This window comes from Thermococcus sp. LS1 (assembly GCF_012027395.1).
In the GTDB taxonomy this organism is placed as follows: domain Archaea; phylum Methanobacteriota_B; class Thermococci; order Thermococcales; family Thermococcaceae; genus Thermococcus.
This window is the reverse complement of the sequence record NZ_SNUJ01000005.1, coordinates 1-22756: the sequence shown is the minus strand read 5'-3', so window position 1 is coordinate 22756 and position 22756 is coordinate 1. Positions and strand designations below refer to the sequence as shown.

Genomic DNA, 22756 nt, shown 5'->3' with positions numbered 1-22756 from the left:
CAGGTATGATATAAAATGAACATACTTCACGTTCTTATCCTTCGGGTACATACTGGGAGAAGCTTACATAGACAGCTAAAGAAGGGAGGGAAATAATCCCACCAAGGCACGGTTGTCATCCCTCAGCAAAATGATTACCCCTTTTCTTTTTTATCTCTCATAAGCTCTTTGATGAGCTCTTGAAATTCTTGTTCAGCCTTTATCTTCCTATAGAACTCGTACTCCTTTAACACAAAATTATAGTGATCGCGTTCATCATTTGCGAGCTCTAGGAATATCTGTTTATATTCTGGAATTCCTATGTTCTTTTCCAAATATAGATATACTTCTTCCGCCAATTTCTCATATTCTATGGCGATTTCGAGAATATCAAGATACTCTCTCGCTGTTTTTAGCTTGAACTCCCTTTCTTTGAATATTGCAGTCCAACTCTCAAAGGGAACATCTTTTGGCTCTTCGCCGGAATATAATGTTTTAAAAATCTCTATTACTTTTTGCTCATGGGATTTTTCTGTCTCAATAAACTCCTTAAATCTCTTTTTGTAATAATCGCTGGGAATATTTTCATAGAGAAAAGTGTAAAGGCTTGTTGAGTCTTCTTCGCCTTTAACAACATAACTCAGAACGTCCCTTAGGGGCATTTTGGTAATCTGCTTTAGAACCTCCCTCACCTTTTCTTCGATTTCTGCTTTTTTCATAAAAACCTCCAATGAACTTTCCATAATCGCTCCCCTTTCTGTAGTTTTCTTCATGTTTTTAAACTTTTTTGCCGCTTTTATTTTTGAATTTTATAGGAAACTTCCAAAAGAGTTAAGCAAATGAAACACTTTGACATTTCATCATTACCTTAGTCCTTTGCAGCATAGGAAGTATTGGCATGAGCAGGGGAACCAGAAAGTTACCAGATCTTTCAGGGAAGGATAGAAAAGAGGTGAAGCTAAAAGCCTCACTCGAGCTTCTTGTAGCAGAACCACCAGTCGTAGCACTCGATCTCGCCCTTGGCCTTGGCTTCTTCGCGCTTCTTCTTCTCTTCGATGGTGGCAGCCGGCGGGATGATGACCTTGTCACCGATGAGCTCGTTGTTCGGCCACTTGTGCGGCAGAGCAACACCGTGCTCGTCGCTGGTCTTGAGGGCCTTTACGAGCCTGAGTATCTCATCCCAGTCCCTGCCGACCTCGGCCGGGTAGTAAACTATCGCCCTAATGACGCCCTTGTCGTCGACGACGAAGACTGCCCTAGCAGTAATAGTGGAGCCGCTCGGGATCATGCCGAGCTTGTCGGCGAGCTCACCGCGGTCATCGGCTATGACGGGGAAGTCGATCTCGACGCCGAGGTTATCCTTAATCCACTCCATCCACTTGATGTGGCTGAAGACCTGGTCAACGCTCAGTCCGATGGGCTCGACGCCAAGCTTCCTGAACTCCTCGACCCTCTTCTGCATGGCGTAGAACTCTGTGGTACAGACCGGGGTGAAGTCAGCCGGGTGACTGAAGAGTATGAACCACTTGCCCTTCTCAGCAAAGTACTCCGGGAGCTTTATCACTCCGTGGGTGGTCTTAACCTCAACCTCTGGGAACTTTTCTCCTATGACGACCATCTTTCATCACCTCTCCATTTTTGTGTGTCGTCTTCACTATAAACCTCTTAGGTTCGAATATATAAACCTTTTGGTTCTGCTAACGGCACCAAATTTGACTAATATCCAATCAACTTAATAAGCTCTGGGTTGTTCGTGCAAAAAATACACTCATTTTACTGCCATTTTGTGATTAAAGTGTTGAGGAAACTTGTCAGAAAGGGGAAATTCTAGGCATAATCTTACCTCAGACTTTTCTCACATCAATCCAAGTTGAATGATAGGCAGACCCGTTGCCATATTTTTCGACGGTTTTATCGCTTGTCAAAAAGTTCACGTTCCAGCCAAGCAAAGAGGGCCAGAAGGCCTTGTAGAGTAGGACGACGCCTTTAGGAACATCATCACTAAGTTTCACGGTCGTTTTGATCCTCCCATTGTCGTTGAAAACCTCTACGGTGTCTCCGTCGCAGATTCCCCTCTCCTCAGCATCATCTGGGTTCATGTAGAGGCTCGGGTCTATTATCCCGTAGGTGTTGTGGTACTGGCTCGTTATCGTCATCCTGTGCGTTGGACTGAGCAGGCGGAGTGGGTAGTTGCCCTGTGGGGGCTTGTATTCCGGAAACGGTGATAGACCGCGCTCAGTGGCCCTCTGAGAGTAGAACTCGATTTTGCCACTCGGTGTCTCCCACTTCCTCGGCTTTTCTAGAACCTTTACGAAGCCCTTGGCTTTCAGCTCCTCCCAGCTTAGGTCGTTGATTTCCAGAACCTTCCGTATTACCTCCTCGTCGCTCTCGTAGAGGTGAGGGTTCTCGATGCCAAGGGCTTTGGCCAAAAGCCTCGTTACCTCGCTGTTGGATTTTCCGTAAAGTTCTGCAACTGGCTCGTTTAGAGCTACGTGGCGGTGATAGTAGGAGTCAACTATGTCGAGCCTCTCAAAGAAGGTGTTCGCCGGCAGGACGACGTCAGAGAATAGGGCCGTGTCAGTCAGGAAGATGTCGTGGGTAACGATAAAGACATCGTTTTCTACCAGAGCTCTCCTGAGCCTGTTCTGATTCGGCAAACTCGCCAGCGGGTTGGAGTTGTAAACGTAGAGGAACTTTATCTCGCCCTTCTCGATGTATTCGGCAAGCTTCATCTGCGGGATTCTCTTTGCAGGCTTCGTTCGCAGGAAAGCCCCTTCGGCATAGCTCTTGTCTATCGTTTTCATGTCGTAGATGAAGCCGAAGTGATGACCGACCAGGGCCGGGAGAATTGAGATGGCCCTCACTGCCTCTCCGCCACTCAAAGACCTCTGGAAGCCGTATCCGATATGTATAACACCTTTTTTCTCGGCGAAGTCGAAGGCAAACTCCTCAATTTCTTCATAGCTCAAACCCGTTTCGCGCTCCACGAAGTCAAGGCCCAGTTTAATTACATAATTCTTGAATTCTTTAAAACCATAAACGTTCTCGCGGACGAAGTCCTTATCATAGAGCTCATTCTCTATGATGAGCTTCGCAACGGCCAGAGCGAGGAGGACATCGGTATCGGGCATTATCTGGAAGAACTTGTCGCTTCTCTTTGCCGTCTCGGTTCTGACGACGTCAACGGTCCAGATTTCAAGGTTGTGCTTTTTGGCCAGCATAAAGCCGTGAAGGTTGGTCCAGAAGGCGTTGATGCCCCAGTACACGATGAGCTTCTGCCTTTTTAGCTCCTCGGGATCCATTCCAACTGCCGTTCCATAGATGTCCCTCAAAGCCTCCTGGCCAGCCCGGTCGCAAATTCCGTAATCAAGCATTGCGGTGTTCAGGTAGTGGAAGAGCCTAAGCGGGAAGGCATAGTTCACAGTGCCCCTATCCCCCGCGTACTGGTAGACGAGGACGCTCTCGCTTCCGTACTCATCTATCGTCTCCATCAGTTTTTGGGCGACGAGGTTGATGGCCTCCGCCCAGCTCGCCTCTCGGAATTTTCTACTTCCTCTCTCGCCCGCTCTAATGAGCGGAACCTTAAGCCTGTCCTCCGCGTGGAACCACTTGGGCAGAAGCGCGCCCTTTGGACAAAGGAACCCCTCCGTTATTGGATGCCTGGAGTTTCCTTTGACAACTAGGCGCCCATTCTTAACCTCACTTATCATCGAGCAGGTGTCGTAGCAGTCCCGCATGCAGGCGGAGAACGGCATAACCATCACGGGGATATCTTGATTTTTTCTGCAGCTTCCCTCTCGATGAGAACCTTGGCTATCTCCCGGGGGAGCGTCACCAGATCGCCCGCTTTAAACGGCCCGTATCCTTTCAGCTCGGCGTCGAGGATTTTGGGGAGGTCGATCTTGATTATGTACGCCTCCCTGGGAATGGTTTTCCTTGGTGGCTCTGCAGTGGGGATGCTCTCGGGAACCTCAACGGCTTCGGCCGGAACCTCAACCGGAATCTCCTCACGCTCGATGAATGCCCTCAGAATAGTGAAAATCCTCTTCTCCTCGGCTGTCATCTCTTGAGGTATTCCTTCAACGGCCAGATCTACGATTTTATGGAGCCTGATTTTGATTATTTCGCGCATTAACTTCTCGGCGATATTGAGTTGGGCGAGGTAAAGGCGCTCCTCGATGTCCTCACCCCTCTCGCGGGAGCTCTCAGCGCTGAGTTTAAGGGCTTTTATCAGACTGTCGAATTCCCTGTAGAACTCTTCGTCGAGCTCTGTGAGGTCAGGGGATGAAAGCTCCCCCTCCAGCAGTTCCCTGAGCTTAACGATGTCCACGCTCTCACCAGCCTAAATGGAGAAGGAAAAGAAATCAGTCCTCGACGCGCGGAGCGAGGAGGAATATCAGCTTACCCTCGTCCCTTATCGGGTACTCCATCTGGAGGGGCATCTCGTTGCCGAACCTTATGATGACCTCGTCGGCCTTTCCGATACCTTTTATCATGTCGGCGAGGTAGCTGATTCCGTAGGCGCTCTTGGTTTCCTCCTCAACCTCGAGGTCGAGCAGACCCTCGTCCTCAAGGGTGAGCTTTATCTCGACCTCGTTGGTCTCGCCCTCTGCCTTCATGATGAACTCGTTCTCCCTTGCTATGAACTTGAGGGCGTCGCTGACGAGGGAGGCGTCCTTAACGGCCTCCTTGAGAACCTCTCCGAGAACAACGACCTTTGCTGTGAACGGAAGTTCTGGAAGGTCGAGCTCGAGTTCCTCGACCTCGATGAGTGGCAGCTTGAAGGTTCTCTTGGCGGTTCCCTCGAAGGTGACCTCGAGGAAGTTCTCGTCGCCCTTCCTGAGGATGAGGGTGTCCTTGTTCTTGCCGCGCTTGAGTATCTTCTTGAAGTGGTCCATGTTGATTCCAATCGTCTCCTCTTCCTCGACCTCATACTTGGAGAATATGCTCTCCGGGAGGTTGAGGTCGATGAGAACGACCCTGCTCGGGTCCATGGCGCGCATGCTTATTCCTTCCTCAGTTATCTTGAAAGCCGCCTCGTCAATCAGGTTGCTTGCGGTGGCTATAAGATCGGCGAAATCTTTGGCACCATCAAAAACTATTTCGAACGGCATCTTTACCCCTCCTCCAGTATATTGAGCATCAGCCTAACCCTTTCTTTTCCCCGGAATAAATAAGCTTTTCCGTTGTCTGTATCGGGCAGTCTTTTATATGCCTCCTCAAGCTCCTTAAGAGCCTTTTCAGCAAGGCGCTTTAAAACTTCGAACTTCTCCTCCTCGTTCACTCGTAGGACCTCCATACGTGGCCACACTTGGTGCACTTGTAGAATATCGTGCTCGGCTCGTCGCCGGCCCTCGTCTGGAGCTCCCACCAGTAGGCCTCGTCGTTGCCGCACTTCGGACAGGTTATCTTGACCTTTGGAAGGGTTGCCAGATCCTGCTCAACGACTATTATTCCCTCGTCGGGTTTGTGTTCGACCTTCTGGGTTATTCTTGTCTTCTCCCTGTCCTTCTCCTCGTCGAAGGGCTCTTCATAACCGCACTTTCTGCAGACCCAGACCTTTCTCTTCCTATCCGGGAGCATAAGGTTACCGCACTCTGGACAGAACTTCATCTTCTCTCACCCCTACAGCCGGGGGTGAGGTATGTGATTGGGGGATAAAAAGTTTTGCCAAGAATTCAGTCCGCTATCTCAAACTCCATGCTCGCGTTCACGCATCCCCGCGGCCAGCCGCAGATCTCCTTGACGACCTTGTATCTCCCGGGAGGGAGGTTAGGATAGAAACGGGGGTCCCCTATGGATTCGTTTTCAGGCAGGTATTTCAGGGTTATCCGCTGCTTCCATGAGCGGAAAGGTGTGAGGACTATGAGGTCATCTGTAAAAATCAGCCCAGTCCTAACTCGAACCCAGCTACCGTTCTCCCAGCGGTAGAGGAGGTATCCCCGGCCAAGTTCAATTGGCATAAGTCCGATGTTCCTTACAGTCAGCTCGGGCCGTTCTTCCTGAGCGTAAGCTTCTTATCGAGGCTGATCATGAAGTGTGGACCGGTAGCACCCCAGAGAAGAAGGATAAGGAGAGAGACAAGGGGACCCTTTCTCAACTCTGCCACCCCCAGCCGGTGATGTCGAACTCGGCCTCGGGCTTTACCGTCACGTTGCCCACGAAGACGCTCTTGACTATTTTGTAATGTCCAGGCTCGAGGTTGAGCTTAGACAGGTCTATCTTCTGCTCCCAGTTCTTGCCCTGCTCAATGATGATGCCTATCTCTATGAAGGCCATGTCAAGATTTACCTCCTTCCAGTTGCCATTCTCAAGTCTGTAAAGCTGGAATGCATAGCCAGTTGTTGCCTCCGAGTTAGCGTTGTTGACCACTGTTAGAACCATAGTCTCATCCGGGGCATAGCTCGTCTTGTCAAGTTTCAGAACGACGTCTGGAACGTCTGGAGTTCCGTCCGTTCCGCCGTTGTCACCTCCTGAGGGGGAGGAAACCATGAAATGGACCACTGGGATTATCAGGAGTACCAGTAGTACAGGGACTGCCTTTTTCATGTGAACCACCGGAGAAGTGTCAACTTCCAGGTTCTTAACGGTTGTCAAAGCTTCAAAAGAGATTGAAGTGATCGGTTGAGTTATTTGAACTTCTTTATTTTAACAGATGCGGGAAGGAAACAGGACTTATTCAAAGTCAAGGTCCAGTTTGAACTCTGTGGCTTTACTCGTCTGATTTTAGCCCTTATTTGAGCCACTTATTTAAAGCGGATTACGTAAGGTTCGCGATGCCTGGCCTATTCTACGAATGAATGGGGAACGAAGGCCAGACATCGCTTTAATTTACTGGAAAAGTGAGTTTATAACTTTTTCTGGGATGAAATCCGACGAAAAAACGCTGACTTTGAATATAATTCAGCAGAACGGCAGATTCAGTGGAGAACCCTCAAAACTACCCTGGAGAAATCTTGATTACTAACTTGTGAAATTGAAAAAAGAAGGAAATCTCACTCCTTCATTGGGAGGCCGTGGTCGAAGGAGTAGTAGACCTTCTGGTACTCCTTCCTGTACTCGGCAACTTCCTTCTCGACCTTCTTCGGATCCTCCTTGTCGATGAGGACGCGCCTCATGAAGACCGCTATGTCCTTCATGTTGTCCTCGAGCATTCCAACTCTGGTCATCTCCTGGACGCCTATCCTGAGGCCGCTCGGGGTGTTGACCTTCTCGAGCGGGTCCCACGGCAGGAGGTTCTTGTTGAGGATTATGCCTGCCTCCTCGAGGAGCGGCGCAGCCCAACCGCCAGCGGCCTCGTGCAGGTCGCTGACGTCAACTATGACCTGGTGGCTCTCGGTGTAGCCCTTGTCCTCGCCGATGACCTTGAAGCCCTCCTCGGCGAGGGCCTCGGCGTTCTTGACAATCTGGGCCGCGTACTTCTCACCGAACTCGAGCATCTCGGCGGCGGTGATGACCTTACCGGCCATGTGGTGGAGGTGGTGGTTGCTGAGGACACCCGGGAAGATGGCCCACTGGAGCTTGGCGACGTCATCACCGAAGTTCTTGTAGAGGATTATACCGCCCTGCGGTCCCGGGAAGGTCTTGTGGGTCGAGGCGGTCATGACGTCAACGCCCTCCCTGAGTGGGTCCTGGAACTGCTTTCCGGCAATGAGACCGAGCACGTGGGCTGCGTCGTACATGACGTAAGCACCGACTTCCTTAGCCACCGGAGCGAGCTCCTTGACCGGGTGTGGGAACGGGAAGAGCGAACCACCGAAGACGACTATTCTTGGCTCGAGCTCACGAATGAGCTGAGCGGCCTTGTCAACGTCGATGTTGAACTCCTCGTTGTCAAAGGGCCAGGTGTGGACTTCAAGGCCCCTCATTCCAGCGGCTCCGAAGGGCATGTGGCTTATGTGGCCACCGTGGGAAGTGTGCAGAACGATAGCCTTGTCTCCCGGCTGGGTGAGACCGAAGAAAACTGCCTGGTTGGCGTTGGTTCCGGATATAGGTCTGAGGTCAGCAAAGTCGCTTCCAAAGAGCTTGCAGAAGAGGTCAACACCGATGAGCTCGACCTCATCAACGTACTTACAGCCCTGATAATACCTCTGCCTGGGCCAGCCCTCGGCGTACTTGTGCATGAAGCCGCTAGAAACGGCGCGGTTGACGCTCGGGGAGGTTACGTTCTCACTCGCAATCAGGTTTATGGTTGAGCTCCTCCACTTCTCGTGGGCCTCCAGATACTCAATAACCTTGTCCCTGTAGGTTTTGTAGCCGTTCTCCATGGGAAACACCTCGATGAGGATTTGAGCGGGGAGAATATAAATCTTACCGCAGAATTGAAGGCTGATTCATGTGCTTTCTTTTCCCTCCCGGCTGACACTCAGGAGTCCTTTCGAAAAAGGATAGAAAAAAGCAAAGGGTTACTTCCTGAGCTTGCTGGCAAGGTAAATGAGAATCGGCAGCACTATGAACGCCAGGAAATCACCGGTGTCGCCGGCGAAGGCCAGCACATCGGCGAAGTTCTTGACCCCTGCAAAGTAGAGTGCCGCTGGCGGTATGACCGTCAGCCCCCAGGCTATCGGCTTCTTGAGTTTCACGAACTCGGCGTTGTTGCTCTGCTGAGCCAGGGCGATGCCTATGTAGCTCGTGGTTATGGCCAGCAATGGAATTAAGTTGCCTATGAGCTTGCCAACGTGGCCGTAGAGCAGCTCGAGCCCCTGAGTGGCGATTTCCGGGGTGCTCTTTCCAAAGGCGAGAAGGAATGCTGCCATAAAGACAGCGTAAATGGCCGTTGGAATGAGGAACGCTAGGACAATGACCTTTTTGGTCTCTTCGTAGCTTCCGAGTCCCTTGTAGACGTCGGGGATTATGGTGTGGCAGCCGAGGGCGAAGATGGCAACGCCTGTTATGCTGAGTATTCCCGAGAGGTCGGTGTAGAGGCCGTTTTCGAGCTCTGCGTGGGGAGTGAGCATCAGGGTAACGCCGATGAAGAGGGCGAGCATTATGTAGCTCATTATGAGCTCGGTCTTTCCGCTGGCTTCGAGTCCATGGTAAACTACGAGCGATGCCAGAACCCAGAATATGAGCGCTCCGAGCGTGTCGCTTATACCAAAAAGGCTGGAAAAGACGCTGCCCATTCCCGCTATGTAAGCGAGGAGCGCGCCGAAGCTCATTATGAATATGCTGATGTACATGAGCCAGCCTCCTGCCTTTCCGAGGGTTCTGTTGGCTATGGTGCTCATCTGCGCCCCGCCCATCTCGGCGGAGAACTTCAGCACTATGAATGCCGTCGCCAGCATCAGAAGCATCACTCCGAAGAGAACGCCCAGTGCTGGGATCAGGCCGACTTTTGAGGCTGCATAGGGAAGTCCAAGCACCCCTGCCCCTATCTGTGTTCCCACGAGTATTGCCAGGGCCTCGTTCTTTGTGATGCGTGCCTTTTCGACCTTTATCGTGGAGGTTCTCAAAGCTACTGTGGCCTTTCTTCTCCTCAGGTTCTGGATGAGGGTGACCTTTTTACGTCTCTCTGCAGCTAGTCTCTCCGCATAATACCTCCCGTGTGAGGTGGTGACCTTTCTCCTGGGGGTTCCATCAGTGACAGGCATCTCTCTCACCTCGGTAAAATGTACTCATGGATACAATTTAAAGGCTCGCACGGAAATGTGAAACCTACTTCAAAGATTATTCGGCATCGATGGGAAAAGAACTCAGGGTCGGGCATGATTTTTAAGGATAGCCGAGTATGTGTAATCATGATAGAGGAAGCCGCAAAACTGCTCGCCCGCTCTAGGTTTGCCATAGCCTTTACCGGGGCTGGAATAAGCGCGGAGAGCGGTGTTCCAACCTTCAGGGGCTTCAACGGTCTCTGGAAGAAGCACAGGCCGGAGGAGCTGGCGACGCCAGAAGCCTTTAGGAAGGATCCTCACCTCGTCTGGAGCTTCTACAAGTGGAGAATGAGGCTCATAATGAAGGCCAGACCCAACAGGGCCCACTACGCTCTGGCTGAGCTCGAGGAGATGGGCATTTTGAAGGCTGTGATAACCCAGAACGTTGACGACCTCCACCGTGAGGCCGGCACAAAAAACCTCATCGAGCTCCACGGCAACATCTTCCGCGTTAGGTGTACCTCCTGTAGCTATAAGGAAAACCTCAAGGAGAGCGGTCGCCTGGAAGAGTTCCTGGCCCAGAAAGACCTGCCAAAGTGCCCAAACTGCGGTTCGCTTCTGAGGCCTGACGTGGTGTGGTTTGGCGAGCCGCTGCCGAGGAAATCTCTGGACGAGGCCTTTAAGCTCGCGGAGAAGGCAGACCTGGTTCTCGTGATTGGTACCAGCGGTGTTGTCTATCCCGCAGCGTACATCCCCCAGATAGTCAAGGAAACAGGGGGCAAAGTCATTGAGGTAAATCCCGAGGAGAGTGGGATTACGCCCATAGCTGACGTCTTCCTGCGCTGTCCGGCGGGTGAGGCAATGGAAAAGTTGATGGAAAGGATTAAGGGGCTGGTATGATGGGTGGAAAGGTTCTCCTCATTGGCTTTAATGAGGATGAGGCCGGAAAGGTAATGGAGGCCCTCAGCGGCCTGGACGTCTTTGAGGTTCCCGAGTACTGCCGGGACTGTGTCGTTGGAGAGATAGTTGATAAAGCCGAAAAGCTGAGCGGTTCGAGCTACTGGCATCTCAGAAAGTTTGTGATAATGCATGACGTTGACAACGAGACGCTGAAGGGGGTAATAAAAGCAGTTCGCTCCCTCAATCTCGGGAGGGTAATATTTGCCACCACGACGGAAACGTCCCTTACCTGGAAGCTCGAAGATTTGCTCAACGAGCTTATGGAGGAGGATGAGTACTTTCAGGCCATGAAGTGGGCTAGGAGACAGGTGAGTGAGAGGAAAGGCCCGTTCCTTAACCTCGGGAAGGATTAAATAGGGGAAAAGCGTAGGGATGGTGGGTGGCGAGATGATAAGGGTCGTGTTCTTTGACCTCGACGACACGCTCGTTGACACGAGCAAACTCGCTGAGATGGCTAGGAAAAACGCTATAGAGAATATGGTACGCCACGGGCTTCCCGTTGATTTCGAAACCGCTTATCATGAGCTCCTCGAGCTCATAACCGAGTACGGAAGCAACTTTGGGAGACATTTCGACTACCTTCTGAGGAGGCTTGACCTGCCGAACAATCCCAAGTGGATAGCCGCGGGGGTTATAGCGTATCACAACACCAAGTTCGCCTACCTCAAAAGCGTCAAGGGCGCTAGAAAAGTCCTCCTCGAGCTCAAGAAAGATGGCTTTGGCCTCGGGGTGATCACCGACGGCGACCCCATAAAGCAGTGGGAGAAGATACTCCGCCTCGAGCTCGATGAATACTTTGATGAGGTCTTTATATCCGACTATCTCGGCGTCAAGAAGCCCCACAGGAAGATATTTGAGAAGGCCCTGCGGAAGTTCAACGTCGAGCCTCACGAGGCGCTGATGGTTGGCGACAGGCTGTACTCGGACATTTACGGGGCGAAGCAGGTTGGCATGAAGACAGTATGGTTTAAATATGGGAAGTACGCCAACCGCGAGCTGGACTATCTGGAGTACGCGGACTTCACGATTAAGTCATTGGAGGAGGTTCCGGAGATAGTCAGGGGGCTGAACCTTGAAGGGAAAGAGCGTGCAGATAAGGAAGTTCATGCTGATTGACAGCGCCTACAAATCAAGGATCCTCAGGGGAGACAAGGTCACGACGATAAGGTATGGGGACTACGAGGCCAAGCCTGGAAGCGAGATTTACCTAGTCATCACGCCAAGCGACACCGCCATAGCCAAGGTCAGGATAACCCGCGTCGAGAAAAAGAAAGTTAAGGAGCTCACCAACGAAGATGCTAGGCTCGACGGCTTTTCCGACGTCAGGGAACTCGTCAGGGAGCTGAGCAAAATCTACGGGGGGCTCTACGGTGATGACGAGGTTACGATAATAGGCTTTGAAGTCATCAAGCGCTTCGAGGACGGAATACCCCTCAAGTGGCTCAAGGGCCTCAATTACCGGGAACCGGAGGAGATAGCGAGACTCTACCTTGAAAATCAGGAGAAGGTCAACCTAAGCCGCGAAACTGACTTCATACTGCGCAGGATATACAACGAGGGCCTTGGAAGGGCCGTTAGAACCTTCGGACCGAAAAAAGTCCAGCAGGCGCTGCTCAAGGCCTATCATGCACTCTATGCCTCCGGGGTTATTTAACCTGAGGAGACTTTCGAGGAAAGCTTTTTTACCGGTCCCTCCTTCCTAAAGTGCCATGGGGTAGGCTAACTTTAGGAGAAACTTCCTGATCTTCACGACTGGAGTCGTCGCAGTCTTCCTCTTGCAGGTAGTGGGAGCCTGTTGATGGGGGCAGGCAAGTGGGTAAACTTGACTCTTTCTCTCATCGATACACCAACTGATGAACCTCCTAACAGCTCTCGGTGGAAACTTCTTCTTGATACCCTTCGCAATTCTTGTCATTTACCTCGACCGATGGGTAGAGGCTCGATTTCAAAGAGAAGCGCCGCTTTCATACTCGCCTCCGGGATAGGCCTGATTGCTATAGGGGGCCTCAAGATCATCTTTGCTGAGCCCCGGCCGAGATTCCTTGGGGATTGGAAAGTATGCTTTCCCTTCCGGCCACACTTTTAGGGCCTTGATAATATCTGCCTACACCTCAGATCGCTGGAAAAGTATGCTCCATTAGCCTGGACGTACGCCGTTGGAATCGCCCTCACGGGGCTTTTCCTACACTACCACTGGTTCAGCGACGTTTTCTTCAGCCTACTATTCGCCCCGTGGGCTTACCTGCTGTTCAAATCGCTGCTTGGAGTGGATAAGGAATAAATGGCTTATGGGGGTGTTCCTGCTCTCCCTAGTTCTAACCTTCAAGGGCCGGTACGTGATAATCTCCCTTCCAATCCTGCCGGAGGAGTAGCTGAAAAGCCACACCCCAGAGAGCATTCCGAAGAGGACGCCGAACCGAGTGAGCCAAGCTTTGTTAGACTCTCCTGAAAGGCAAGTTCTTTTTGAAGAGCGGTATCACAAAGCTTGCGAAGATGGTGTTGATTGCTATGAACGCCCACACCGTCCCGAGGACTACGGGAAGGGTATAGTGAAAGCTCTCTAATTTGGAGTTCTCGATGACTTACACTTGATTATCCCCTTGGTGTCCATGTTATTCTCTTTAAATCTAATCTAATGATTAATATTTAAGCCACTATTAGCTTCCTCTAAAATTAATTCGGTTCTGGTATGGAAACTCCTCATACTCACCCCGTGCTCTAAACAAGGGAATTCTGAAAATATGAATTCATTTATTTTTTATTTTCTATATAATGAGTTCAAAGAGAGTTATATACTATTCTGTCAGTGCGAATATACTTATATCAAAGTGTATTGACCACAGGGAGTTTTATATTTCTTTAAAGAGATTGCGAGTACTACAACTAGGTAAACAAACAAAGGGAAAAGCTCTTATTGTTCAATGATGAAGTCCGTAGACAACGAGCCTCACGGGATAGAGATAAAAATTAACAACAAAACATCATGTCTTAACATATGCGTAGCCTTCCTTTTGAAGTTCTATTAGTTTTGTTATTCCTGCCGGAACTATTTCACAGAATTCAAATATAGCGGACTTGTCAATGCAGTGTGTATTTAGTGCATTGTTGCAGACATAAAATTTAACCCCCCAGTTATGCAGATTTTCAAGTTGCTCCTTGAACTTCGTGTTGGAATCCTTGACAAAGAGTTTTACAGCAAATGCATTGGCAAGAACTGCAACTTCAGCATTTTCTTGTCCAACGTCCTTGAAAAGATTGTTTATGAATTTTAACGCCAGCATCAGTGTTGGTGTATCATCAAGATCCAGATGGAAAACGACCTTCAGTTTATCACTCTCCATGGATGTCACCCCAGACATCTAGTTACATATACGTCAGTAAAAGAATATGGACATTTTAAACGTTTCTAATTTATATATTAGATACATTAAAGTTTAACACTAAAAGTTGCGAGAATGTTTAAATAGAAGTTCTAACTTATAGTGACTAGTTAGTCATTAAGGGGTGATTTAGACAATGGCAGAAAAACTTGTGCCTGTAGTCTGTGCTTGGTGTTCTGTTGGATGTAGGCTGTATATAGTAAACGACAATGGATACCCCAAGAAAATCGAGTTCGATTACGACCACCCGGGTATACCCAACAAGGGGAAGCTCTGTCCAAAGGGTGTTGCTTCGTTCCAGTATCTTAGACATCCAGACAGGCTCAGGAAGCCTCTTAAGAGGGCTGGTGAAAGGGGAGAGGGAAAGTTCGTTGAGATCAGCTGGGAAGAAGCGATTAAAGAAATTGCTCAAAAACTAAAAGAAATAAAAGAAAAATATGGTCCGGAGGCACTGGCTTTTTTGGGGACTGAAAGGATATCAGTGGAGGCAAATTATGTTCTGCAAAAGCTGGCCAGAGCACTGGGAACGAACAATGTGGAGCACCCCGGAAGATTCTGTCAGTCTACAGTGTTCTTTGCCAAGCAGAAGATACTCGGAAATCCATTTCTGACAAACCCGTTTGAGGACATAACGAAAACAAAAGCAATCTTGATTTGGGGTTATAACCCCGCAGCAACAAGTCCAGTGTTCTTTGGGCAGTATGTTGAAAGGGCCGTTCTGGACAATGGAGCCAAGTTAATTGTTGTTGACCCAAGGAAGACCGAAACTGCTAAGTTCGCCGACATCCACCTTCAGCCATATCCCGGAACTGATTTGGCAGTTGCTTTGGCAATGCTCAATGTGATAATAAAAAATGAATTGTACGACAAGGACTTCATCGCTGAGAGAGTTGAAGGTTTTGAAGAGCTGGCAAAGAAAGTTGAGCAGTACACCCCACAGTGGGCAGAAAAGATCAGCGGTGTTCCGGCAGAATTAATTGAAAAAGCTGCAATAACATTCGCAACTGCGGGAAAGGGAGCATTACTGCAGCAGATGGGTTCAACCCAGCATGCTAATGGTACTTTACTTCACATGGCACTGGCAGCCCTCATTGTTATCTGCGGGTACGTTGGAAAGGAGGGAGTGATGTCTGGGGCAATACCCGGTGCATACAACGCTATGGGAGTCTCAATGATGGGCGTTGATTGTGATATGCTGCCAGGAAGAGTCTCAGTGGAAGATGAAGAAGAAGTAAAGAGGATCGAAGAAATCTGGGGCTTCAAAATACCGAGAAAACCGGGGCTCACATACTTCAGGATAATAGAGGCCATCAACGAAGGAAAGGTTAAAGCGTTATACATAGTGGGGGTTAACCCTGCAAAAGGTGCTCCAAACTCGGCATTTGTCAGGGAAGCTCTGAAAAAAGCGGAGTTTATTGTGGTTCAGGATGTTTTCCCAAACGAGACTGCTCAGTATGCGGACATTGTTCTCCCCGCTGCAGCATGGTATGAGCAAGAAGGCACAATAATGAGTTTTGAAAGAAGAGTCCAGAGAAGTTTTAAAGCTGCAGACCCTCCTGGAGACGCCAAGCCAGATTGGCAGATAATAGTTGAAGTTGCTAGGGCATTGGGGCTTGGAGAGTACTTTAACTATTCGAGTGTAGATGATATACTGCGGGAAATAAATCGGACAGTTCCCATACTCGCAGGAGCCACTCCGGAGAGGCTTAAAGAGAATATTGAAGGCTGCATCTTCCCGTGCCCCGATGAAAAGACAGAGACTACGAGGCTGTTCCTTGATGGGTTCATGACTCCAGATGGGAAAGCTCATTTAATTCCAGTGGATTATGAGCCTCCTGGAGAAGTGCCTGACGAGGAGTATCCATTCTGGCTTACTAACTTCACGTTGGTTGGGCAGTTCCGTACTGGAGTCAGGAGTTTCAGGAGTAAGAGCCTCGAAAAGAGGTGGCCAGAGCCTTTCGTTATGATAAATGTGAGTGATGCGGCGAAGTTGGGCATCAAAACAGGGGATTTAGTAAATGTGGAGACGAGGAGGGGCTCACTAACTGCCAGAGCAGAGGTTACTCCAAATATCAGGGAGGGGGTAATAGCAATGCCCTGGCACTGGGACTTTAACTACTTGACTGCAGATGTGCTTGATAAGTACGTTGAGATGCCCGAGCTGAAGACGGCCGCATGTAGGATCTCCAAGGTTGAGGGGTGATTTAAATGAGCAAGAAGATATTTATCGATTTCAAGCGCTGCATTGCCTGCAAAGCCTGTGAAGTAGCATGTGAAGTAATCAATGGCGAAGCAAAAATTAGGGTTTTTGAGTTCCCTGACTTGACCAGCGTCGCCTTCAATTGCCGCCACTGTGAAAAGGCTCCATGTATGGAAGTGTGTCCAGTTAACGCGCTCTCCAAGGACGATGATGGCGCAGTCGTTCTCGACCCCCTCAAGTGTATCGGCTGTCTCATGTGTGCAGTTGCATGTCCATTTGGTGTTCCAAAGCTAGATGAAGCTAACAAGATTATGGACAAGTGTGCGCTCTGTGCTGGGAGAAGGGCAAAAGGTCTTCTCCCTGCCTGTGTCTCAGCGTGTCCAACTGAGGCCCTCAAGTACGGCGACATAAACGATGTCCTCTGGGCCAGAGAAGGAAAAATAGTTGCGAACCTGAAGAGCTCAGCGAAGAGGGGAAAGGGAGAAAATGCTCTCCTCGTGCTCTGATCTTCATTTTCCACAACCCTCGTTCTTTAGGGCAGGAGGAGATCAGTGTATTTTTCTTTTTCAATGAAAACCACAGGTTTAAAACAATTGGGTGATGAAGTGTGAACGGCGAAATATTCCTTGCATCGGTGTTGTTGCCCTTCATGCTACTTTTGCTCTACAAGATGGAAGGTAGAACTGCAGACACTTCTGCGGCAATAATAATTGCTCTTGCTCTGCTCATAAACAGCTACGGCCTCTATGCTTTTTTCCAGACTGGGGCAGAGAATGTCTACCACTACTTTTATGTCCGCGTGGAAAACCTTGGAGAGATCTTTGGCCTCAACGTTGACGTTGCCTCTGTTATGATGGGGTTTATCTCGATTCTAACAGGATTTTTACTCGTTCTCTATGCAGCAGACTACATGGGTCCATCAAACAGACAGTTCCCCCTTGAAAGTGGAAAAGGGAAGTTCTATGCTTTTCTCGGACTACTTATGGGTTCAACAATGACATTTATCTACAGCACAAACCTCGTTCAGTTCCTCGTCTTCCTTGAGCTCATGGCAATAGCTCTTCTCCACCTTGTGAATTTTTACGGAAATGCAAAGAGTAATGCCATCAAGGCGTTCCTTGTACTCAACCTTGCGGTTGTACTTCTTCTCGTTGCCATTGCACTCCTTAGTGAAAATCAGGAGTTTGCTAAGATGGAGGGCATTAATCAGTTTACCAAGGACACAACCTTCACAATCATAATATTTGCCGCGCTGGCGATGAGTTCACAGTTGTTCTTCTATTCTTGGTTGCCAGATACAACGATCGGTCCGGTTCCGGCATCTGCTTACATTCACTCTGCATCAATAGTTCCTCTTGGGAGCTTCATGCTTTTCAGGGTCATCCAGTACATGAACCCTGGCAGGAACGAGTTCTGGCTTTTAGGCTCACTCACCGTTGTCCTGATACTGCTCATGATGATCTACTATCCGCTCCAGAAGGATGGCAAGAGACTCTTAGCCTATTCTACGATAGCACAGATAGGCGTTGCTTACATAACCCTCGCATATGCACTTCTCGGCCACAAAGTTGGTCTGCAGATAGCGCTTTATCAGGTTGTCAATCACACTCTCGTTAAGGCCCTTGCATTCATGAGCATCGGAACCTTTGCCTACGCTTTTGGAACGACAGACCTCGAGAAGATCAGGGGAACAAGGCATAGCCTCCCATGGGCAAGTGTTGCCTGGTTTCTCAGCTTCCTTGGCCTTGCAGGTATCCTGCCCCTTGGTCTGTTCTTTAGCAAGGCATTCACAATCATGAGTACTAGACATGCCCAGGGTATTGCATCATGGCTCTTCCCTGGCGTTGTTCTCTTTGATGCGGCGATATTCCTTGTGGTTGTGCTCCTTTGGTTCAAGGAAATTTTCTTCGGTGCGCCACAACCAGTCAGCGAAATTCACGAATCAACGCTCATGAAGGTAGTAATGATAACACTGGTAATCATAGGCATGGTAAGTCCATGGATTACACTAGATGTTGTTATGAAGATAGGATTCATAGGGTGATGTGAAATGTTTCTCAAATATGCAATTATTGCCTTCATAATTGGCGGCCTTTTTGGGTTCGTGACAGACTATAAAACTGCCGTCAAGGCCTCAAGCTTCATGGCGTTCATCGGCTCTCTCGCAGTACTTGGGGAGACCTACAAGGTGTACACCAACGGCCCCCAGAGAGTCGATCTATTTGGGGTCTCCCTTAACATAACGGGCCTCTCGAATATCTTTCTGCTGATCATAGGTCTCGTTGGAATTGCAACTTCCCTCTATGCGATAAGCTACATGGACATCTTTGAAAACAAAGGCAAAGGATGGGTCTACGCGATAGCATACAATACTTTTCTCGCCTCGATGGTTCTAATCGTCACCGTAGACGGCATGGAGTATTTTGTCATAGGTTGGGAGCTTATGACTCTTAGTTCGTTTATACTGGTATTCTCCAGTGAAAAGGCAAGGGATGTTGGAGTGAGTGTCAAGTACTACATCACAATGCATTTCTTCGATACAATACCTCTCTTCCTCGCCCTCGGTACCACCTACTCCCTTGTGGGGAGCTTTGAGAAGCTCACCTTTGGAAATATTCACGTTGCTCTTGCAACTGCCCCAGAAAGCACGAAGATAGTCCTCTATGGTCTCTTTCTGCTGGCGTTCATGACCAAGGCGGGGATAGTTCCGTTCCACTTCTGGGTCGCTGAGACCTACAGGGCAGCACCGAGCAGTGTTTCAGCTATTATAGCCGGAGCCATGGAGAAGGTCGCCATTTATGGGCTGATAGCTCTTATCTGGAGGCTCATAGGAGACAGTTCAACCCTTGGCTTACTGATTGCAGTTCTCGGAGCCATTACCCTTACCGTTGGAACGCTCTACGCCCTCAGGGAGACTAACGCAAAGCGACTTCTTGCCTACCACAGCATTGGTCAGATGGGTTACATTTGGCTTGGAATCGGCATAGGAATGGCTCTGATACCAAAGGGCGGTACCCTCGCCCAAGTTGGTGCTCTTGGAGCATTTGCTGGTGTCTTCCACGCATTCAATCACGCAATCTTTAAGTCCTCGCTCTTCCTCTCGGCTGGAGCAGTTGAATATAGAACCGGAACCTTTAACCTAAATGAGCTTGGTGGCCTTGGAAAGTACATGAAGTGGACCGCTCTTGCTGCGCTCTTCTCATCACTTGCGATAGCCGGAATCCCACCCTTCAATGGATTCATAAGTAAATGGCTTATATATGTGGCAGGCTACCAGTCAAAGAGCTTCATTCTTGCTGTTGGTGCAGTGCTCGCCGCGTTCATAAGCGCTGCAACGCTTGCCTCTTTCGTAAAGTTCTACGGTGCCCAGTTTGGTGGTGAGATGAAAAAGTATGCGACTGTAAAGGAGGTTCCAGTGGGAATGCTCGCCGGCCAGTGGATTTTGGCCGGACTTACACTCGTTATAGGTATCTTTCCGAAGCTTGTAACTCCGATACTCAACGAACCCTTTAGCGCTCCACTTACGGACAACATCTACAAGATAGGCTTTGGCTCGGTGTTATTCTCGCCAGTGCTCTTCGTGGTGCTCTTCGGCGTCCTTGCTCTCGGGCTGTACCTGAGCTTCAAACCAGAGTATGGCAAGACAGCAAAGCCTTGGGATTGTGGTTCAACGGAACTCGATACCGATGAGTATAGGATAACCGCAGAGGGCTACTATCTCAAGTATGAGGAGAAGATAGGCTCTTTCTACCGCTTCGGTGACTGGTTTTACAGCCTCGGAGAGGAGATAATTCACTATATTGTCAGAGCCTACATATGGGTGGCGAGCTACTTCGTTAAGATTGTTGACACACCGTACACGGATGTTGAGAGCTTATCAGACCTTAGAAAGGAACAGTTGCTCTACATTGATGAGGAGACATTCAAGCCGCTTATAAGGCTCCTCAGAATAGTCAGGGACATTCTCCCAGGACTTAGGCTCGGAACTTTCGTGGTGCTCGCCCTGATAGTTGTGGGAGCGATAATCGGTATCCTAATGGTACTATGAGGTGGGGAAGATGAAAATAGACATAATCAAACTTGGGTTCGGCCTTGTTGGTATTCTCATTCTGCTCTTTCTGCCACCATATCTTGACGGTATTGCGAGAAGGGTCAAGGCTAGGCTCCAGTACAGGAGAGGGCCTCCGCTCAGTCAGACCTGGTATGACCTCCAGAAGCTTTTCGCACTTCCATCGGTTAGACCAACATCCAGCGCCCTGTTCACGTGGGCACCATATCTTGCCCTTGTCTCTGCAATCTCCGCTGCCCTTCTCCTCCCCTACGGCAATGTCGTGCTGGTGGACTTCGGCTTCAATCTAGTAGTGTTCTTCTATGTTATGATGATGGTCAGTATATTCCTCATCCTTGCAGGCTTGACCGTCCAGAACGCTTTCAGTCATCTTGGTTCAGCCAGGGAAATGCAGATAGCCCTAACTGTTGAGCCGTTAATAGCTGTACTCTACGGAGTCCTCGCCTATAATGCGGGCTCGCTCAGCATCTCTGGCATAATAGCAAATCTTCACCTTACTCCGTCGGTGTTACTAACCTATATACTCCTCGCCTACGCGCTCTATGTTGAGAGTGGGTTCGTACCCTTCAATATAGCCGAGGCTGAGCAAGAAGTCATAGGTGGGCCACTTGGGGAGTATAGCGGAAGGCTCCTCGGAGTGTTCTACTATGCAATCTACATCAAACGCTTCACCCTGTTGTGGTTCTTTGTCAGCCTGCTAATCCTCCCATGGCTTGGGCAGATAGACACACCCGAAAAAGGAGCTCTCGTGCTAGCACTGCAGTTCCTGCTAACAATAGCGTTCTACCCAATAATAGCGGTGCTTGAGGCAACTAACGCAAGGCTCAGGATTGATCATGTGGTCAAGATGAACGTTAGAATGTTCTTCGCAGGTATGATAATACTCGCAATAGCGTTTATGGGGTGGTAAAATGGTTAAGACTAAAGATTTGGAAGCTCACTTTGAGTTTGAGTACAGGGTCCGTGAGAGGGGCCACTGCAAGGAAGCTAACGTCGATGAGATACTCTCCGAGAGGGAAGGTCTCAGCGAGTTTTATGAGACCTTTAAGGAACATATACGCGAATGTAAGAGGATGAGCTACGGCCAGTATCAGTTCGTGATAGATATGGAAGTCCTTCCAGAGGCCGTGCTCTGGTGGCATAACCATCCGAAGTTCAAGGAGACACACTTTTCTACTGCTATCGGAACCGATGAAAGACCTCTTAATGGAAAGTTCATTTACATGCCCCTCCTGAACGTCCAGGTTGAACCTTTCAACATGGACAGGAACTACTACGTCTTCCTGAAGACATATATACCCGAGGACGATCCGAGCTTCTCAGGCGTCGCTGCGAAGCTTCCGGCAGCACTGTGGATAGAGAGGGAAGTAAAGGATCTTCTCGGTTTCAAACCAATAGGCCATCCCGATCCAAGGAGACTCGTCCTGCCGGAGGACTGGCCGGAGGGTGTTTACCCGCTCAGGAAGGACATGGATTATCGCTACTCGCCCATAACTGAGCCGAATACAGAGTTCAAGGATGGTCCCGAGGGAACTTGCCTTGTCCCGATGGGTCCCGTCCACATGGGTATTGAAGAGCCTGCTCACTTCAGGCTTTTCGTGAAGGGTGAGGAAATAGTTGACGTTGATTATCGGGGTTTCTACTCCCACAGGGGAATCGAGAAGATAGGAGAGGGAAGGCTGACCTACAATCAGGTGCTCTTCCTTGCCGAGAGAGTCTGTGGCATCTGCGGCTACCAGCACTCAGTATCTTATGCTATGGCGATTGAGCGCTTGGCTGACGTTGAAATACCAGACAGAGCTAGGTACATAAGAACTCTACTCCTCGAGCTTGAGAGAATTCATAATCATCTTCTGTGGGCCGGAATTGCTGCTCACCTCGTTGGCTATGATACTGGATTTATGCATTCATGGCGCATCAGAGAACCTGTTATGTGGCTCATGGAGCGTTTGACTGGCAATAGAAAGCAATATGGAATGAACATCGTCGGCGGCGTAAGGAGAGATCTGCTCGACTATCGCAAGGAGGAAGTGCCTAAGGTCGTCAGGCAGATACGTGAGGAGGTGAAAAAGTTCATAGATATATCCCTGAACACTAACACGTTTATCAAAAGAGTGGAAGGCGTTGGAATATTGTCCTATAAGGTCGCCAAGGTATATTCGGTCCTCGGTCCAACGGCTCGTGCCAGCGGGAGAAAAATAGACACCAGACTTGACCAAGCGACCAAGACAGCGATGGCTTACAACGAGGTGGACTTCAAGGTACCGGTTTATAAGGAAGGCGATGTCTTAGCAAGAGTTCTCGTCAGGATGGACGAGCTCTTCGAGAGCATCTGGATTGTGGAGCAGCTCATCGACCAGATGCCGGGTGGGGAAATATTCACTCCCATTGGCAAGTTGCCGGAGTACGAAGAAGCACTTGGCTTCACCGAGGCCCATCGCGGCGAGCTTGTCCACTACGTCATGACCGACAGGAAGAACAAGGTCTATCGCTGGAAGGTCAGGGCGCCGACTTACAACAACTTGCCCGCCGTTCCAGAGATGCTCAAGGGCTACAGCGTCGCCGATGCTCCGCTCAT

Annotated in this window: 23 protein-coding genes; 10 read left to right on the top strand and 13 right to left on the bottom strand. The window is 49.6% G+C overall.

The annotated features are described in order from the left end of the window. Positions 1-134: 134 nt before the first annotated feature. The 11 genes from E3E26_RS10245 to E3E26_RS10195 all read right to left on the bottom strand — a co-directional run bounded on the left by E3E26_RS10245 (position 135) and on the right by E3E26_RS10195 (position 9569). Positions 135-752 (bottom strand): ferritin family protein, encoded by a 618-nt coding sequence (locus E3E26_RS10245; RefSeq protein ID WP_240911723.1) that lies wholly within the window; start codon positions 750-752, stop codon positions 135-137. A gap of 194 nt (positions 753-946) precedes the next feature. After that, on the bottom strand, positions 947-1597 hold the full coding sequence (locus E3E26_RS10240; RefSeq protein WP_167901220.1) for a peroxiredoxin: 651 nt from the start codon (positions 1595-1597) through the stop codon (positions 947-949). A 226-nt stretch (positions 1598-1823) separates the two neighbouring features. Next, positions 1824-3734 (bottom strand): molybdopterin-dependent oxidoreductase, encoded by a 1911-nt coding sequence (locus E3E26_RS10235; RefSeq protein ID WP_167901284.1) that lies wholly within the window; start codon positions 3732-3734, stop codon positions 1824-1826. 5 nt (positions 3735-3739) lie between these two features. Beyond that, positions 3740-4309: a hypothetical protein gene (locus E3E26_RS10230; protein ID WP_167901219.1), complete on the bottom strand. Its 570-nt coding sequence runs from the start codon at positions 4307-4309 to the stop codon at positions 3740-3742. A 34-nt stretch (positions 4310-4343) separates the two neighbouring features. Next, positions 4344-5093: a DNA polymerase sliding clamp gene (locus tag E3E26_RS10225; RefSeq protein ID WP_167901218.1), complete on the bottom strand. Its 750-nt coding sequence runs from the start codon at positions 5091-5093 to the stop codon at positions 4344-4346. Positions 5094-5095: 2 nt separating this feature from the next. Continuing rightward, positions 5096-5278 (bottom strand): hypothetical protein, encoded by a 183-nt coding sequence (locus E3E26_RS10220; protein WP_167901217.1) that lies wholly within the window; start codon positions 5276-5278, stop codon positions 5096-5098. After that, positions 5260-5592: a transcription factor S gene (locus tag E3E26_RS10215; RefSeq protein WP_012571784.1), complete on the bottom strand. Its 333-nt coding sequence runs from the start codon at positions 5590-5592 to the stop codon at positions 5260-5262. The genes E3E26_RS10220 and E3E26_RS10215 overlap by 19 nt, the downstream gene beginning before the upstream one ends. 65 nt (positions 5593-5657) lie before the next feature. Further along, the gene (locus E3E26_RS10210; protein ID WP_240911722.1) at positions 5658-5942 is read right to left on the bottom strand and encodes an immunoglobulin-like domain-containing protein; all 285 of its coding nucleotides are present in this window, start codon (positions 5940-5942) and stop codon (positions 5658-5660) included. Between the two features lie 133 nt (positions 5943-6075). Continuing rightward, complete coding sequence (locus tag E3E26_RS10205) at positions 6076-6528, bottom strand: immunoglobulin-like domain-containing protein (protein ID WP_167901283.1); 453 nt, start codon at positions 6526-6528, stop codon at positions 6076-6078. Positions 6529-6974: 446 nt separating this feature from the next. After that, positions 6975-8246: a serine hydroxymethyltransferase gene (glyA, locus tag E3E26_RS10200; protein WP_167901282.1), complete on the bottom strand. Its 1272-nt coding sequence runs from the start codon at positions 8244-8246 to the stop codon at positions 6975-6977. A 138-nt stretch (positions 8247-8384) separates the two neighbouring features. Further along, the gene (locus tag E3E26_RS10195; protein WP_167901216.1) at positions 8385-9569 is read right to left on the bottom strand and encodes an aromatic amino acid transport family protein; all 1185 of its coding nucleotides are present in this window, start codon (positions 9567-9569) and stop codon (positions 8385-8387) included. A gap of 147 nt (positions 9570-9716) precedes the next feature. Between E3E26_RS10195 and cobB the strand changes: the two genes are divergently transcribed. The 4 genes from cobB to E3E26_RS10175 are packed head-to-tail and all read left to right on the top strand — an operon-like array spanning position 9717 to position 12183. After that, on the top strand, positions 9717-10469 hold the full coding sequence (cobB, locus tag E3E26_RS10190) for an NAD-dependent protein deacetylase (protein WP_167901215.1): 753 nt from the start codon (positions 9717-9719) through the stop codon (positions 10467-10469). Continuing rightward, positions 10469-10882 carry a DUF3783 domain-containing protein gene (locus tag E3E26_RS10185; RefSeq protein ID WP_167901214.1) on the top strand — a complete coding sequence of 138 codons (414 nt, stop codon included), beginning with the start codon at positions 10469-10471 and terminating at the stop codon, positions 10880-10882. The genes cobB and E3E26_RS10185 overlap by 1 nt, the downstream gene beginning before the upstream one ends. A gap of 34 nt (positions 10883-10916) precedes the next feature. Further along, positions 10917-11645: a TIGR02253 family HAD-type hydrolase gene (locus tag E3E26_RS10180; RefSeq protein ID WP_167901213.1), complete on the top strand. Its 729-nt coding sequence runs from the start codon at positions 10917-10919 to the stop codon at positions 11643-11645. Continuing rightward, positions 11602-12183 (top strand): ASCH domain-containing protein, encoded by a 582-nt coding sequence (locus E3E26_RS10175; protein ID WP_240911721.1) that lies wholly within the window; start codon positions 11602-11604, stop codon positions 12181-12183. The genes E3E26_RS10180 and E3E26_RS10175 overlap by 44 nt, the downstream gene beginning before the upstream one ends. A gap of 45 nt (positions 12184-12228) precedes the next feature. Here E3E26_RS10175 and E3E26_RS10170 read toward each other — a convergent pair whose 3' ends face one another. Together E3E26_RS10170 and E3E26_RS10165 are read right to left on the bottom strand one after the other, a co-directional pair. Continuing rightward, positions 12229-12444, bottom strand: a complete 216-nt coding sequence (locus E3E26_RS10170) for a hypothetical protein (RefSeq protein WP_167901212.1) — start codon at positions 12442-12444, stop codon at positions 12229-12231. A gap of 1066 nt (positions 12445-13510) precedes the next feature. Beyond that, positions 13511-13870: a DsrE family protein gene (locus E3E26_RS10165; protein ID WP_167901211.1), complete on the bottom strand. Its 360-nt coding sequence runs from the start codon at positions 13868-13870 to the stop codon at positions 13511-13513. Positions 13871-14045: 175 nt separating this feature from the next. On the opposite strand from E3E26_RS10165, the gene fdhF reads away from it, so the two are divergent. The 6 genes from fdhF to E3E26_RS10135 form a co-directional block, all read left to right on the top strand. Next, complete coding sequence (fdhF, locus tag E3E26_RS10160; RefSeq protein ID WP_167901210.1) at positions 14046-16112, top strand: formate dehydrogenase subunit alpha; 2067 nt, start codon at positions 14046-14048, stop codon at positions 16110-16112. Between the two features lie 5 nt (positions 16113-16117). Next, positions 16118-16615 carry a 4Fe-4S dicluster domain-containing protein gene (locus E3E26_RS10155; protein ID WP_167901209.1) on the top strand — a complete coding sequence of 166 codons (498 nt, stop codon included), beginning with the start codon at positions 16118-16120 and terminating at the stop codon, positions 16613-16615. Between the two features lie 101 nt (positions 16616-16716). Further along, entirely contained in the window at positions 16717-18153 is a 1437-nt protein-coding gene (locus tag E3E26_RS10150) for a hydrogenase 4 subunit D (protein ID WP_167901208.1), read from the top strand. 6 nt (positions 18154-18159) lie between these two features. Next, positions 18160-20157 (top strand): proton-conducting transporter membrane subunit, encoded by a 1998-nt coding sequence (locus tag E3E26_RS10145; RefSeq protein WP_167901207.1) that lies wholly within the window; start codon positions 18160-18162, stop codon positions 20155-20157. 10 nt (positions 20158-20167) lie between these two features. Further along, a complete protein-coding gene (locus E3E26_RS10140; protein WP_167901206.1) occupies positions 20168-21088 on the top strand; it encodes a respiratory chain complex I subunit 1 family protein in 921 nt (306 codons plus the stop codon). Between the two features lies 1 nt (position 21089). After that, positions 21090-22756 (top strand): hydrogenase large subunit (locus E3E26_RS10135; protein WP_167901205.1); only part of this gene is annotated, 1667 nt, incomplete at its 3' end.